This window comes from Haemophilus sp. THUN1690 (assembly GCF_059704375.1).
Map to the genome: position 1 here is coordinate 511,594 of NZ_AP046582.1, position 15,903 is coordinate 527,496.

The window sequence follows — 15,903 nt, forward strand, 5'->3', positions numbered from 1 at the left end:
AATAAGTTTTATAAAATTGATTTAACGGATTTTCGAATAATAAGCTCAGGGCCAATGTCAATACGGCTATATTGCTGAACGCCTTGATCTTTTTGACTGATTCTTTCTAACAAAATATTCACCGCCTGTCTGCCTAATCGTAGCTTCGATTGGTGAATGGTGGTTAATGGAGGCGCATAGAAACGTGAAGCATGAATATCATCATAGCCGATAACAGACATATCATCGGGCACGCGCAATCCTTTTTCTGTCAGTGCAGAAATTGCACCAAGTGCCATCACATCGTTACAACAGAATAGGGCAGTTGGTAATTCCTCTTGAGCCAGTAAACGATTCATACATTCATAACCGTCTTCAGGCTCAAATGCCCCTTCGAAAATCCAAGGTTTATGCACTTCAAGATTCGCATCAGCCATTGCTTTTAAAAAGCCTTCATAACGAGTTTTTGCCGTAGTTTTATTGAGTTCACCGCAGATAATCCCGATTTTTTTATGGCCGCACTCAATGAGGTGTTGGGTTGCTAAATAACCTCCATCAAAACTATGATCATCAATTACATCGGTATTCGCATTTGGGCCCCAATCCATTACAACCATTGGAATACTAGAAAATGACGAAAGCAAATCCAATGAATCTTGCGTATATTCAGAACACATTACAAGCAAACCATCTACCCGTTTTTTCGCCAACATTTCCAAATGGTTTTTGACTTTTTCAGGTTTATTTTGTGTATTACACAAGAACAAAGAATAACCTTGTCGATAGCAATGTTCTTCAACAGAATGAATGATTTCGGCAAAATACGGCGCTTCACTGGTCGTCACAATCATCCCAATGGATTTCGTGGTATTGACTTTCAAACTGCGCGCTACAGCGCTGGGTGAATAGTTAAGCTGCTTAATTGCTAATAACACCGCTTCTTCCGTATCTTTTGCAACGAAGCGAGTTTTATTAATAACATGAGATACGGTTGTGGTGGACACGCCAGCCATTTTTGCGACATCTTTAATTGTTGCCATATTTCGATCCCCAAAAATTTTTGCCTATTATAAAGGTTTGTAAAAAATTTCGTTACTTTTATTGAAATTTTTTTGTAAAAGAGGTGATTTTCTTAAAACAATCTTGTTACAATATGGCACCATTTTTAGTGAGGAGAAAAACATGAGTGATTTTGGTTATGCAATGATTGCAGTTGTATTGAGTATGTCAGTCGTTTGTGGTTTAGCGCTTTCAATTTTTTAATCAATTATGTTTTAGGATCACCGCAGTTTGTTTTAATACAAAGTGCGGTGATTTTTTTAGGTGTTTTTGCGCAGCAAGCGAAAATATGGTAAAACAGATTCCATCTTATTCACACAAAACATAGGAAATACAATGTCAAACTTACAAGCAATTATTGAAGCTGCATTTGAGAAACGTGCAGAAATTACACCGAAAATCGTTGATGCAGAAACGCGTGCAGCGATTGAAGAAGTGATCGAAGGATTAGATTCTGGTAAATACCGTGTTGCAGAAAAAATTGATGGCGAATGGGTAACACATCAATGGTTAAAAAAAGCGGTTTTACTTTCATTCCGTATTAATGACAACCAAATCATTGATGGTGCAGAAACAAAATATTACGACAAAGTGGCATTAAAATTTGCGGATTACACTGAAGAACGTTTTGCTCAAGAAGGTTTCCGTGTTGTGCCTTCTGCAACGGTGCGTAAAGGTGCATACATTTCTAAAAACTGCGTATTAATGCCATCTTATGTAAATATTGGTGCTTACGTTGGTGAAGGTACCATGGTCGATACATGGGCAACGGTAGGTTCATGCGCACAAATCGGTAAAAACGTTCACTTATCTGGTGGTGTAGGCATCGGCGGCGTATTAGAACCATTACAAGCTAACCCAACCATTATCGGTGATAACTGCTTTATCGGTGCTCGTTCAGAAGTGGTAGAAGGCGTTATTGTGGAAGATGGCTGTGTTATTTCAATGGGCGTATTCATCGGTCAATCAACCAAAATTTATGATCGTGAGACTGGTGAAATTCACTACGGCCGTGTACCAGCAGGTTCTGTGGTGGTATCTGGTAGCCTTCCATCCAAATGTGGAAAATACAGCTTATACTGCGCCGTAATCGTGAAAAAAGTGGATGCAAAAACTTTAGGTAAAGTAGGCATTAACGAATTATTACGTTCTATCGAAGAATAATTAAAAAACTTGATAAAAAAGACCGCACTTTAATCATCTGCCCTGAAAAGTTAGTTTAAATTCTAGCTGATTAAGGGCAGATTTTTTATTGTGCTAAATATTTTATTTATACCAATTCATGTTTCATTTGATTTGTAATGTGTAGAATCTTTAATCTTAAAAACTTCCTCTAAATTACCCGCTTTTTTACTTAAATTTTATATTAGCATCGATACAATTGAGCTAATTTTTACTCTAACTTCCTTTTATTTTCCGCATATAGTTACTGGAGTAAAAGTGCAAGTAGGAGATCTTTCTTTTTCTCTTGATACAAGTTCAAGTGTTAATAAGGTTAATAGTATTGTTATTAGGAGTGGTGCTACTGCAACGAGATATAATTCGGTAGCTATTGTAGTTCTTTTACAGACGTTATTAATGGATCACAGTTATATGGTGTGATAAAGAATCTAATTTTGGAGATAATTTTTCTATATGGGGGAGACAATTCTGTTGCGGCCACAGTTATAAGTGATAATTTTGCTAAGAAAAGATTGATGCAGTATTAAAAAATTGAGTCAAGATGTATGGAAGAGAGTCGTTTAAACCTTCTAGAGGGGGCCGCAATAGAATTGTCAGATAATAATATTGTTGTTAATTATAAAAATGAGGGAACATTATGATTTAAATTAGCTAACAATTTAGCTGGGGGTTAGCTAGCGCTACGTTTAGCAATGCGATAGGAGATATGACTGTCATTAATGGCTCAGGCTTGACAATCACCCCGATAGGCAAATCTTCAGTGCCTTTAACGATAAATGTATTAGATATATGATGGTTATGCGATCACGAATGCAGTAGGTCATTTAAAGGATGCAACTATTCCGAAAGCTTATACACGAGGTAAGAGCTTAGTTGGTATTGCAGCTGGTAACTATCAGGGGCAAAATGGTCTTGCAGCTCGCGTAGGTTACCAATGGTAATCAGCTGGTAGCGAAAACATAATGAAAAAACACCGCAAAGTGCGGTGTTTTTTATGTCTTTTTTATTTATTCTCATTTAGAAAAGAGGATTTTTATGATGAAAATCCACTTAAAAATAGTCTCCAAAACTTGCGAGAAATCTACCGCACTTTTGTGCTAAATGAGAAAATGCCAACAGGATTTTAACATTGCATTAGCAATTGTTTTTCAATAATTAGTTTAATAGTTTCAATTACTTACAATCTTAACAAATTGAATTGAGAGTCAATCTCAATACCAAATTTTCCCTTCGATAAAAACAAAAAAATTTATGATCTCAGTCAATAAAACAATCGTTTTACTCTAGTCTGGGTAACTCTGAAGGAGTATCCTTATTTCCAGAGTGGTTATTGTGATGTATTGGTGTAATGCCTTCCACCTACTTTCTGTTTCTATCTATACATACTTTGGGGGAAAATATGAACCGTTTTGTTATAGGTGATCCGAAAGATTGCATTGGATGCAATACCTGTATGGCTGCTTGCAGCGAAGTACACAAAGCTTTTGGATTACAATCCTTTCCGCGGTTACAAGTAATGCGTAACGACGATATTACTGTGCCGATCTTATGTCGTCATTGTGATGATTCACCTTGTGCTACGGTATGCCCTGTGCATGCAATTAAGCACGAAAATGACACTATTCAATTAAACGAAGGTTTGTGTATTGGCTGTAAGCTTTGCGCCATTGCTTGTCCATTCGGGGCGATTACTCAACACGGTAGCGCGCCATTAGACGCACCAAACCACTACGACAGTTTCTCTTTCACTGATGCGGTAAAACGTGATATTCGCACCGCACCGAATAATACTGATGTTCATAATATGCTTGCATGGGAACCAGGTGTAAAAGCTATCGCAGTGAAATGCGACCTTTGCTATTTCCGTGAAGATGGCCCTGCTTGTATTCAAACTTGCCCAACAAAAACTTTATTCTTAATTAGTGATGAGAGTATCGAACAAGCAAATCGCAAAAAACGCGAAATGGCAATGGTGGGTTCTCCTGTCGTGCCAAGATAAAAGTTTATTGTTTGTTTACTCGTTAATCAATGGAGTGAAATTATGAGTTCTTCAATCAGTTTGCTCATCACGTCCTTGTTGATTTATGTCGTTGGTGCGTTTATTTCTCTCGCTGTGCGAAAAAATGAACAACTTTCAATCAATATATCCGGCGTGACCGGTGTACTTGGTGGCTTGTTAGGCATTGTTGCCTGCATTCCCGTGCTTATCAGCAACGATACGGTCGTTGATGTGTTTTCAACCCCTTTCGACTTCGCCCAATTTTCAATCCGCATTGACGGATTAGCTGCGTTTATGGTGTGTGTCATTTCTTTAATGGTTATTATCACCGCACTTTATTCCTTTTCCTATGTGAAAGAATACATTGGTAAAGGCGCTGGCACGATGGGCTTCTTTATGAATTTGTTTATCGCCTCAATGGTTGCCTTAGTCACCAGCGATAACGCTTTCTACTTTTTAGTGTTCTTTGAAATGATGTCTTTGGCATCTTACTTCTTAGTACTAACCGAACAAGATGACAACGCAACCAATGCGGGCTTGTTGTATTTCTTCATTGCTCACGCTGGTTCTGTGTTGATTATGATCGCTTTCTTTATTTTCTATTGCTACGCAGGTAGCTTTGAATTTGAAGCCTTCCGCCACACCGAGCTTTCAATGCCTTTAGCCTTTACGGTATTTATTTTGGCATTTCTTGGTTTCGGTGCAAAAGCAGGGATGATTCCATTGCATAGCTGGTTACCAAAAGCTCACCCAGCTGCGCCTTCTCATGCTTCTGCAATGATGTCTGGTGTGATGGTTAAAATCGGTATCTTCGGGATTATCAAAGTTGGTATTGATCTACTTGGCGCACACAATATGTGGTTTGGTGTGATTGTGCTTGCTTTTGGCGCAGTTTCTTCTGTGCTTGGCGTACTTTATGCCTTAGCAGAACATGACATCAAAAAACTTTTGGCGTATCACACCGTAGAAAACATAGGCATTATTATGATGGGTGTAGGTGTCGGTATGATTGGTATGGCAATCCATAATCCTGTACTTGCTATTGTCGGTTTACTTGGCGGTTTATATCACTTACTTAACCATGCGGTATTCAAAGGCTTATTGTTCTTGGGTGCTGGTTCTGTGATGTACCGTTTACATTCAAAAGATATGGATTTAATGGGCGGACTTGGCAAATTAATGCCATTTACTGCTTTCTGTTTCTTGATTGGTACCATGGCAATTTCTGCATTACCTCCGTTTAATGGTTTTGTGAGTGAATGGTTTACTTATCAATCTTTATTCAGCCTAAGCCAACACAATGATGTGGTATTACGTATCGCTGGTCCTGTTGCAATCATTATGCTTGCCTTAACAGGTGCGCTTGCCGCACTTTGTTTCGTGAAAGTGTATGGTATTAGCTTTGGTGGTGCACCACGCAGCGAAAAAGCAGCACATGCACGTGAAGTGCCAAAACCAATGGTGATTGCAATGGCAATCTTGGCATTATTCTGTGTACTTTTGGGCGTTGGCGCTTCTGTGGTAACTCCAATTATTGCCAATATTGCAACCGCACTTTCTCATAATGAAATGCTTAATTTAGCAGAAAATGGCGTAGTGGTAGCAAGCAATACACCGAATACGGTGCTTTCTACACCAATGGTGAGCATTATGTTGATTGCATTTTTTGTGTTGCCGTTTATGTATTACGCTTATACCAAAGGCAATCGTATGGCAGATCGTGCAAAAGGCAACCCTTGGGCTTGTGGTTATGCTTACGAAATGGATATGGCAGCATCTGCGGGTAGTTTTACTCGTCCGCTTCGTATTATCTTCAAACCACTTTATACCTTGCGTCAAGTGCTTGATCCTGCGCCTGCTGGTGCAAAAGGTATCAATGCATTAATTTCAGGTGCGACCAAAACAGAACCATTCTGGGAAGAAAAAGTAACAATGCCGATTGCGCATTTTATCCCATGGTTAGGTCGTAAAATTCAATGGCTACAACAAGGCGACTTCCGCGTTTATTGCGTGTACTTCGTGATTGCCTTGGTTGTGTTATTACTTTCCATTGCGTTGATGTAGGAGGAAATTATGATTTCATTACCTTCACAAATTTCCACTTCCGCTGGAATGTTCCTTTTAGCCATTGTGCAAGCGTTAATTCTTCTCGCTTTGGCACCACTCTTTTCAGGCATTTCACGGATGATTCGGGCTCGTATTCAATCTCGTCGTGGTCCGGGCTTGTTACAAGATTATCGCGACATTGCTAAATTAATGACGCGTCAAAATATTTGGCCAGATAATGCGGGTTGGGTATCTCGTGTTATGCCTTATGTGTTAATTAGCACAGTCATGGTGGTTGCGATGAGTTTACCCATGTTTACTCATCACTCACCGTTTGGGGCAGGCAGTGATTTAATCACCGTTATTTATTTGTTCGCGTTGTTCCGCTTTTTCTTCTCAATTGCGGGTTTGGATTCTAACAGTACTTTCTCAAGTTTAGGTGCAAGCCGTGAAGTGACATTAGGCGTACTTGTTGAACCAATCTTAATGTTGGCATTCATTGTGATTGCTTTAATTGCAGGTTCTACAAATTTTGCAGTGATTAGCACCGCACTTTCTAGCCAACCTTGGCAATATCCCGTTGCAACAGTAATTGCCTTAGTTGCCGCTGCTTTTGCGATCTTTATTGAAATGGGCAAAATCCCATTTGACTTAGCTGAAGCAGAACAAGAACTTCAAGAAGGCCCACTTACTGAATATTCAGGCCCTTCTTTCGCCTTATTGAAAGTCGGTTTGAGTTTAAAATCAATGGTGGTTGCCTCTATCTTTGTGAGTGTGCTTTTCCCATTCGGTGCAGCACAAGAGTTCACGGTAAGTGCGGTCATTTTAGGCATCGTTTCTTTCTTTGTGAAATTACTCGTGGTATTTATCGCCGCATGTGTATTTGAAAACACATTGGCACGTACCCGTTTTATGCTAACAGGACGTTTAACTGTGGTCGGTTTCGGCATTTCAGTGTTGGCGTTTGTGTTTTACTTCACAGGATTGTAAGGAGGAAATATGGAACGTTTAGCACTAATTACAATCATTTTGCCGTTTGTCGGTGCGTTTATTGTGGGGTTGAACAAACAATCTTTCCCAAAAATTGCCACAATTTTTGCCGCACTTGCTACCCTTGGCACACTGGCTGTGGCAGGGCAGTGGTATGCAAATGGCGTACAATCTGTCACCTATGATTTAGTTAAATTTGGTGATACCGCAATCTTCGGCGTGACCTTAGATGCAGTGAGCACTTTAATTGCCTTTGCCGTTGTGGGGTTAGGTTTCTTAATTTGCTTATATTCTTGTGGTTATTTAACCGATAAAAACCGTGAACATCCGCATAACGGATTACCTCGTTTTTATGCTTTCTTATTGATCTTCATCGGTGCAATGGCGGGCTTGGTGTATTCATCAACTTTAGCGGGTCAGTTGCTTTTCTTTGAAATCACAGGGGGATGTTCTTGGGCATTAATCAGCTATTATCAAAGCCAAAAAGCAATGGCGGCTGCGATGAAAGCGTTGATTATCACTCACGTAGGTTCATTAGGTTTATATCTTGCCGCGGCTTATTTATTTAGCCAATCTGGCACATTCTCTATCACGGCGTTAGAACATCTTGCGCCAGAAGCGAAAACTATCGTGTTATTTGGCGTGATGTTTGCTGCATGGGGTAAATCAGCGCAACTTCCAATGCAAATTTGGTTACCAAATGCGATGGAAGCGCCAACACCTGTCAGTGCGTATTTGCACGCCGCATCAATGGTAAAAGTGGGCGTCTATATTTTCGCTCGTTCCGTGATGTCTGCTGGTGAAATTCCGCACATTGTGGGTGAGGTGGGAACTGTGATGGCAATGATTACATTGATTTATGGTTTCTTAATGTACTTGCCACAAGCGGATTTAAAACGCTTACTTGCGTATTCAACTATTACTCAACTTTCTTACATTTTCATCGGGCTTTCTCTTGCAGCATTAGGTTCTAAATTAGCTTTTGTTGCAGCGATTGCTTATATCTTTAACCACGCCTTTGCGAAAAGTTTATTCTTCTTAGTTGCAGGTTCATTGAGTTATGCCACAGGCACACGTTCAATGCCTCGTTTACAAGGGATTATGCGCACCATGCCTGTGGTTGGTACTGGATTTGGTATTGCTGCATTGGCTATTGCTGGTGTGCCGCCGTTTAACGGTTTCTTCAGTAAATTCCCATTATTTGCCGCAGGTTTCGATCTTGGACAAGAATATTCATGGGTAACTTGGTTAATGGTGATTGCGTTGATTGAATCTACTGCAACGTTTGTTTGGTTGCTTTATAAATTTGGTCAATGTGTTATCGGTAAACCATCTGAAAACGTGCAAAATGCACAACCATTGCCATTCTCTATGACATTTGTTTTAGTGATTTTAATGGTGATGTCTGTGTGTTCTAGCTTTATCGCTGCCTATTGGTTAGGCCTTGCGGGTTAAGGAGAGAATTATGTTAATGATCAATGTATTAGCGAGTTTGCTCATCATTACATCGCTTTGTGTCATTATGGCAAAAACCGCAAAAAAATCCGCGTTATGCTATGGCTTACAGTCTCTTGTATTGGTGGTGTTATTCGTTTATTTGGCATTTGAAATGCAAGCTCACGAACTTTATATGTGGTCCATTAGTGCATTCATCACGAAAGTATTATTAGTGCCAGGAATTTTAATCTTTTCTTTACGAAAAATTGATGAAAGTCAAACTCCTGCAGGAATGAATGTCGCTTGGTTGATCCCGATCACATCTATCATCGTTTGCTTATGTTACTTTGTTGTCATTCCAGTGAACTTACCGTTAGTTGAACATTTAAAACCAGCGTTGTCAGTCTCACTTAGCCACTTCCTTTTAGGTTTAGTGTGTATTGTGAGCCAACGCAATATTGTGAAACAAGTTTTCGGTTATTGTTTAATGGAAAACGGTGCGCATTTAACGTTGGCTTTACTTGCCAACAATGCGCCAGAATTAGTTGAAATCGGCATTACCACCGATGCGATTTTTGCGGTCATCATTATGGTGGTGTTGGTGAATAAAATTTACCGCACTTTCAACACTGTTGATGCTAAACAACTTATGAGTTTGAAGGGGTAACGCTATGTATGAACAATGGATAATTGCGTTATTAGTCGCACCTTTAGTCATCGCTTTTGAAAGCTTTGCACTACGCGGAACAAAAAATCGGACAGTTTGTACCGCATTCCATATTACTGGGTTAATTTTGATGTTGTTCTTTTCTGTACAGGTCATTTCTGGCGTGTTGGAAAAAGGCAATATCAGTGCATTTAACAACTGGGTGTATGTTGATAGTCTTTCTGCCATTTTCTTAGGTTTAATTGCTGTCGTGGGTTCACTTGCTGGAGTGTATTCCATCGGTTATATGAACACAGAATTGGAAGAATGGCATATTGATTTTAAAACCTATGCACATTACCACGGCTTCTTACACTTATTCTTCTTTACGATGATTGTGTCAGTTATCACCAATAACTTAATTTTAATGTGGGTTGCCATTGAAGCGACAACATTAAGCTCTGCGTTTTTGGTCGGTACTTACAAACAAAAAACATCCCTTGAAGCTGCGTGGAAATACATCATCATCTGTTCTGTTGGCGTCGCTTTCGGTTTATACGGAACACTTTTAACCTTTGCTAATGCAAATGGCGTGCTTGCTGATCCAAGCCAAGCGATTTTCTGGTCAGCAGTGAATCAACAAGCCACAGGTTTAAACCCAATGTTGATGTATATCGCATTCGCTTTCGTATTGATTGGTTTCGGCACGAAGTGCGGTCTATTTCCAATGCATACTTGGTTATCAGACGCACACAGTGAAGCACCAAGCCCAGTGAGTGCAATTTTATCAGCGGTGTTATTAAACTGTGCAATGCTTGTGGTGTTGCGTTACTACACATTAGTTTCAAAAGCGGTTGGCGCAGAGTTTCCACAAACTTTAATGTTGATCTTTGGTTTACTTTCAGTGCTTGTGGCGGCGTTATTTATCATCGTGCAATTTGATATTAAACGTTTGCTTGCTTACTCAAGTATCGAAAATATGGGCTTAATCAGTTTCGCTTTCGGTCTTGGTGGCCCAATTGGGGTATTTGCAGGTTTACTTCACACCATCAACCACAGTCTTGCGAAAACCTTATTATTCTGTGCATCGGGTAATATTCTATTGAAATATAAAACTCGTGATATGAATCAAGTGCGTGGATTATGGCGTGTTGCACCAGTGAGTGCGGTGCTTTTCGCAGGTGGTGCGTTGGCATTGGGTAGTATCCCTCCATTTAACGTATTTGTGAGTGAATTTAGTGTTGTGGTTGCAGGGATTACAGCGGGTAAAACTTGGTTAGTTATTTTATGCTTAATTTTACTCACTATCGTGCTTGCAGGACTTGCCTTAATGCTATTAAAAACAGTGCTTGGCAAACAACCTGATAATGTGGAAGCAGGCGAAGTCAGTAAAGTCTCTTTGGCGGCAATGGCCATACTATTGTTGTTAATGTTTGTAATGGGTATCCATATTGCAGAGCCAATCTTGCAGTTACTAAAAAGTGCGGTAGGAATTGTGCTTGGATCTGAACATGTGTCCTTTGGCGATATGCTAGTTTTACCTTGGCAAAGTTTAGCGAAATGATCGACAACTGGGGGAAAAAATGGAATTAACTAAAAATACATCGGTCGATCCGGTAAAAATGCTCGGCAAAAATTATATTGAAGCCGTTAATGCAAAATTTCCGAATACCATTTTAGATGAGGAGTGGTCTACACCGAATCAAGTGACTTTAACAGTGAAAACTAATATGTTACCTGATGTGGTGGAATATCTTTACTATCAACATGAAGGCTGGTTGCCATTAGTTTTTGGTAACGATGAACGCTCAATTCATGGTCATTATGCAGTGTATTATGTGCTTTCTATGGAAGGTGTCGTCAAAACTTTTGTGACGATTAAAGCACTCGTAGATCCAGTCACACTCGAATTTCCTTCCGTGACACCGAAAGTCAAAGCGGCGGTGTGGGGCGAACGTGAATTATTCGATATGTACGGTTTAAAAGCCGTCGGTCTTCCCGATCAACGTCGTTTAGTGTTACCAGATGACTGGCCAGATGATCTTTACCCATTACGTAAAGATTCAATGGACTACCGTTTGCGTCCAGATCCAACTACGGCAACGGAAACCTATGAGTTTATTAACGAAAAAGGCGAAGCACGTATTGTTCCACTTGGCCCGTTACATATCACTTCGGATGAACCAGGACATTTCCGTTTATTCGTGGATGGGGAAGATATCATTGATGCGGACTATCGTTTATTCTATGTACACCGTGGTATGGAAAAATTGGCAGAAACCCGAATGGATTACGATCAAGTCAATTTCTTGGCTGACCGTGTGTGCGGTATCTGTGGTTTTACTCATAGCGTTGCTTATGCTAACTCAGTCGAAAATGCGTTAGGTATTCAAATTCCTGAACGTGCACAATGGATTCGTGCAATTTTGTTGGAAGTTGAACGCTTGCACAGTCATTTATTGAACTTAGGTTTATCTAGCCACTTTACCGGTTTTGATACAGGCTTTATGCAATTCTTCCGTGTGCGTGAAAAATCCATGACCTTGGCTGAAGTACTAACTGGTGCACGTAAAACCTATGGTATTAACCTTATCGGTGGTGTGCGTCGTGATATGTTGAAACATCAACGTGAACAATGCATTAAGCTTATTGCAGAAATGCGTGAAGAAATCAAAACATTGGTGGACATTTTACTCAATACGCCAAATATGGAACAACGTACTGTGGGCGTAGGTAAATTAGAACGCCAAGTAGCACGTGATTTCAGTCCTGTTGGGCCATTAATTCGTGCCTCTGGTTTTGCCCGTGATGTGCGTAAAGTTCATCCATTCTCAGGTTATGGCGATGTGCCATTCAATGTTTTCACTGAAGATGGTTGTGATGTCATTTCTCGTGTGAAAGTGCGGGTAAATGAAGTGTTTGAATCCATGAATATCATTGATTATATGGTAGATAACTTGCCAACTGGTGCGATTATCACTGAAGGTTTCAATTACACCCCTGGACGTTTTGCTTTAGGTATCACGGAAGCGCCGCGTGGTGAAGATATTCACTGGTCAATGCTTGGCGATAACCAAAAATTATATCGCTGGCGTTGTCGTGCAGCGACTTATGCAAACTGGCCAACTTTACGTTATATGTTGCGTGGCAATACGGTATCAGATGCGCCACTTATCATTGGTAGCCTTGACCCTTGCTATTCTTGTACTGACCGTGTGACGGTGGTGGATGTACGTAAACGCAAAGCTCAAACGGTTTCTTATAAAGAAATCGAACGCTACGGCATTGAACGTAAAAATTCACCATTAAAATAGGGGGCGCACAATGTTTAAATTACTTAAAACCGTATTAAATGCGGGGGATGTTACCACTAAATATCCGTTTAAACCCTATGAAGTTGATCCTGATTTCCGTGGTAAACCAGAACTGAACTCTGATCAATGTATTGTTTGTGCAGCCTGTACAATGGCATGTCCAGCTAATGCGCTTACCATGCGTACTGATCCTGAAACAGGCGAACGTACTTGGTCATTATTTTTAGGCCGCTGCATTTTCTGTGGCCGTTGTGAAGAAGTTTGTCCGACAAAAGCCATTCGTTTAAGCCAAGATTTTGAATTATCAGTCAGCAATAAACAGGATCTTTATCAAGAAACAACCTTTACTACAACGATTTGTCATCAATGTGGTCAACCTTTTGTTTCTCATAAAGAACTCAATTATGCCGTGGATTTATTCAAACAAACGTTGGATAACGATGAACTGGTAAAACATAAATTAGCGGTGCTCAATACTTGCCCAACCTGTAAACGCCAAAACAGTTTGGAAAAAACCGCCGATATGGAATCCAATATGCGCGTGAAATTGGCGTTATTTGATCACGTTAGGGAGATTGCAAGATGAACACACAAATCCCAATGCCCGTGAATGGTATTTCAACGCCATTTAGTGTGGATGAAAACATTGCGAAAATGAAACAAACTTTGTTGAAAAATATTCAACGTTCCGCTTATGTTTATCGTGTTGACTGTGGCGGTTGTAATGGTTGTGAAATTGAAATTTTTAGTACCATTACACCAACCTTTGACGCTGAACGTTTTGGGATTAAGGTTGTTGCATCACCTCGCCATGCGGATATTTTATTATTTACCGGCGCGGTAACTCGTGCAATGCGTACACCTGCAATGCGTGCTTATCAAGCTGCACCCGATCCAAAAATCTGTATTTCTTATGGAGCGTGCGGTTGTGGTGGCGGTATTTTCCATGACTTGTACTGCGTGTGGGGCGGTAGCGATCAAATTGTACCAATTGATGTGTATATTCCTGGTTGCCCTCCAACTCCAGCCGCGACTATTTATGGTTTTGCAATGGCACTTGGTTTACTTGATCAAAAACTCAAAGGTAAACAAGAAATTGCCGATCCTAATGCAGAGGCTAAATTACGTTTCCCAAATATTCCATTAGATTTACGCGTGGAATTAGAACGTGAAGCGCGTCGTTTGGCGGGTTATCGACAAGGTGGAGACATTGCTAATCAATTTATGAGTATGATGTCTGAAAAAGATCAGGTTCCGTTTGGCGTTCGCCTTGGCGAATTTTTGGAACGTGAAGCGGATCCTCGTTTGAGTGAAATCGTAAACCGATTACATGCAATTAGTATGCCGTTTTCGGGATAGCCTAATGATTGCTAAATAAACTAATAGCTCCGTTTTGATTTCTGCCAAATCTCCCCTTACCCCTCTTTGCTAAAGAGGGGAATAAGAGCAGTCAATTTCAATCTAGTTTTCTGCATTAAGAACAGAAAATTAAAATGAGAGAGAAGACGCTTTATTGCTAAAGAGAAATCCCCCTCTTTAGCAAAGAGGGGTAAGGGGAGATTTGGCAGTATTGATTAGCGAAGAAATTACTTTACAAGTTTTATAGGACGTACCATGACAACCCAAGTTTTTTTCTATTTACTCAATGAGCGTTTTGTTGAAAACGATGAGCAAGTTCCAGAGCAAGCCAAGCAAGTAATGTATTATTCCCTTGCGATTGGTCACCACGTTGGAGTAATTGACTGCTTTAAAAAATTGCTAATTTGTGATTATGCAGATTATCAACGTTTTGTAGATACCTTCCCTGAAGGCGATGCAAAACGTAAATTTGCGGGCTTGATGAAATTTGGCGAAATTGTGATTGATTCGAGTCATGTGAATTTATTGGCTAAGGCACTTGATGAAAATAGAGCTAATTTTTCGCCTGAACATCAAAAATGGGTCGATATTTTAATGGACACGCTTGCTTCCATCCAGCGTGAACCTGTGATGTATATTATGGTGAAACGTCGTGATGAATGAAAATGTAATTCTAACTGTTGGTAACACAATGATGGGCGATGACGGTGCAGGTCCTTATCTTGCTCAGCTTTGTAGTGAAAATCCGTTGCCAAATTGGACCGCACTTGATGGTGGTTCAGCACCAGAAAATCTTGTGCATCAGATCCGAGCCATGAAACCAAAGCGTTTAATTATCTTTGATGCAACAGAAATGGAATTGCCTGTTGGCAAAATTCGTATTATCGATAAAGAACTTATTGCCGAAATGTTCTTCGTCAGCACGCATAATTTGCCACTTAATTTTTTAATCGAGCAACTAGAGGAAGATATTCCTGAGGTTATTTTTATTGGTATCCAGCCCGATCTTGTTTCTTTTGGTTTTCCGATGACTGAAGCTGTAAAAAGTGCGGTGGAATTTTTCTATGGATTTTTGAGAGATCATGGGGATTTATCTGAAATAACGAGATTGTAGATGAAAAATAAGCAAGCCTAAAGTAGGCTTGCTATTTTTTAATCTACAGGTTGAAATATTTGCTTAGGAGATTGGCAAGTTCTAAATATTTCATTTCTTACCTTAATAATTATTTTCATTTCTTGATCACTAATGGTTTTTCTAAGTTCAGGACCTGATTCAACAAGGTTATGAAACATTGACGCTGCGAGTAAACATTCAGTCCCTGATATAGTATCAATAAGATTATTAAAATTTAATACATTATCTGAGCTTAGCCTTTTAATAAAAAATTCCATTTCTCCTAATACATCTTTAAAATACCGTTCCTTTCCATTTGAATAATATTTATCATTTGATGTTAATAGTTTAAATGGAATATCTGAACGTTGTTCATCTCTTAAACTTTCATATACACCTCTAAATCTGGAAGTTTCAGCGTCTTTTTTATTTAATTCTTCATTTTTTACTTGAGTATTTGCAACTTGTGACGGCTTATTACAATCATTTAATAACTCGTTTACTTGTTGATTAACAAGCAATCTTGTTGATGTTTTTAATGGTTTTTCATCAAGATCACTGGATACGCGCGTGAGATTTAAGCACTTCATTTCAGATAGCATTGTTTTGATATAATCAAGATTATCTTGAAGAACATTTTCTTCTTCTAACATTTGTATGGACGTAACAAGATTATCTAATGCTTGTTCATATTCAGAATCATTATATTTAGATGCTTGACTTATAGTCGACAATCCAAATAAAAAGATACACAAAGATTTGTGTAATAATTTCATTT

14 protein-coding genes are annotated in these 15,903 nt (G+C 39.5%); 12 read left to right on the forward strand and 2 right to left on the reverse strand.

Annotated elements, in window-relative coordinates:
- Positions 1-8: 8 nt before the first annotated feature.
- A complete protein-coding gene (gene purR / locus AC6H22_RS02430; RefSeq protein ID WP_118816813.1) occupies positions 9-1,019 on the reverse strand; it encodes an HTH-type transcriptional repressor PurR in 1,011 nt (336 codons plus the stop codon).
- A 355-nt stretch (positions 1,020-1,374) separates the two neighbouring features.
- On the opposite strand from purR, the gene dapD reads away from it, so the two are divergent.
- The 12 genes from dapD (at position 1,375) to hycI (ending at position 15,125) form a co-directional block, all read left to right on the forward strand.
- The gene (dapD, locus tag AC6H22_RS02435; protein WP_005626071.1) at positions 1,375-2,202 is read left to right on the forward strand and encodes a 2,3,4,5-tetrahydropyridine-2,6-dicarboxylate N-succinyltransferase; all 828 of its coding nucleotides are present in this window, start codon (positions 1,375-1,377) and stop codon (positions 2,200-2,202) included.
- Positions 2,203-3,619: 1,417 nt separating this feature from the next.
- Positions 3,620-4,219 (forward strand): 4Fe-4S dicluster domain-containing protein, encoded by a 600-nt coding sequence (locus tag AC6H22_RS02440; RefSeq protein WP_005626073.1) that lies wholly within the window; start codon positions 3,620-3,622, stop codon positions 4,217-4,219.
- 42 nt (positions 4,220-4,261) lie between these two features.
- Positions 4,262-6,283, forward strand: coding sequence for a hydrogenase 4 subunit B (gene hyfB, locus AC6H22_RS02445; protein WP_005626075.1), 2,022 nt, complete (start codon positions 4,262-4,264; stop codon positions 6,281-6,283).
- 9 nt (positions 6,284-6,292) lie between these two features.
- Positions 6,293-7,255, forward strand: coding sequence for a respiratory chain complex I subunit 1 family protein (locus AC6H22_RS02450; protein WP_005626077.1), 963 nt, complete (start codon positions 6,293-6,295; stop codon positions 7,253-7,255).
- Positions 7,256-7,264: 9 nt separating this feature from the next.
- Positions 7,265-8,710: a hydrogenase 4 subunit D gene (locus AC6H22_RS02455; RefSeq protein ID WP_005626079.1), complete on the forward strand. Its 1,446-nt coding sequence runs from the start codon at positions 7,265-7,267 to the stop codon at positions 8,708-8,710.
- 10 nt (positions 8,711-8,720) lie between these two features.
- Positions 8,721-9,359, forward strand: coding sequence for a hydrogenase 4 membrane subunit (hyfE, locus tag AC6H22_RS02460; protein WP_118816814.1), 639 nt, complete (start codon positions 8,721-8,723; stop codon positions 9,357-9,359).
- 4 nt (positions 9,360-9,363) lie between these two features.
- On the forward strand, positions 9,364-10,902 hold the full coding sequence (locus AC6H22_RS02465) for a hydrogenase 4 subunit F (protein ID WP_005626082.1): 1,539 nt from the start codon (positions 9,364-9,366) through the stop codon (positions 10,900-10,902).
- Positions 10,903-10,921: 19 nt separating this feature from the next.
- Positions 10,922-12,652: a hydrogenase large subunit gene (locus tag AC6H22_RS02470; RefSeq protein WP_005626084.1), complete on the forward strand. Its 1,731-nt coding sequence runs from the start codon at positions 10,922-10,924 to the stop codon at positions 12,650-12,652.
- 10 nt (positions 12,653-12,662) lie between these two features.
- Entirely contained in the window at positions 12,663-13,238 is a 576-nt protein-coding gene (locus AC6H22_RS02475) for a formate hydrogenlyase complex iron-sulfur subunit (RefSeq protein WP_005626087.1), read from the forward strand.
- Positions 13,235-14,011, forward strand: coding sequence for an NADH-quinone oxidoreductase subunit B family protein (locus tag AC6H22_RS02480; RefSeq protein WP_005626090.1), 777 nt, complete (start codon positions 13,235-13,237; stop codon positions 14,009-14,011). The genes AC6H22_RS02475 and AC6H22_RS02480 overlap by 4 nt, the downstream gene beginning before the upstream one ends.
- A gap of 255 nt (positions 14,012-14,266) precedes the next feature.
- A complete protein-coding gene (locus tag AC6H22_RS02485; protein ID WP_005631954.1) occupies positions 14,267-14,674 on the forward strand; it encodes a formate hydrogenlyase maturation HycH family protein in 408 nt (135 codons plus the stop codon).
- Positions 14,667-15,125 carry a hydrogenase maturation peptidase HycI gene (gene hycI / locus AC6H22_RS02490; protein WP_114892117.1) on the forward strand — a complete coding sequence of 153 codons (459 nt, stop codon included), beginning with the start codon at positions 14,667-14,669 and terminating at the stop codon, positions 15,123-15,125. The genes AC6H22_RS02485 and hycI overlap by 8 nt, the downstream gene beginning before the upstream one ends.
- Before the next feature lie 38 nt (positions 15,126-15,163).
- On the opposite strand, the gene AC6H22_RS02495 is transcribed toward hycI, so the two are convergent.
- Entirely contained in the window at positions 15,164-15,901 is a 738-nt protein-coding gene (locus tag AC6H22_RS02495) for a hypothetical protein (RefSeq protein WP_114892116.1), read from the reverse strand.
- Positions 15,902-15,903 lie beyond the last annotated feature (2 nt).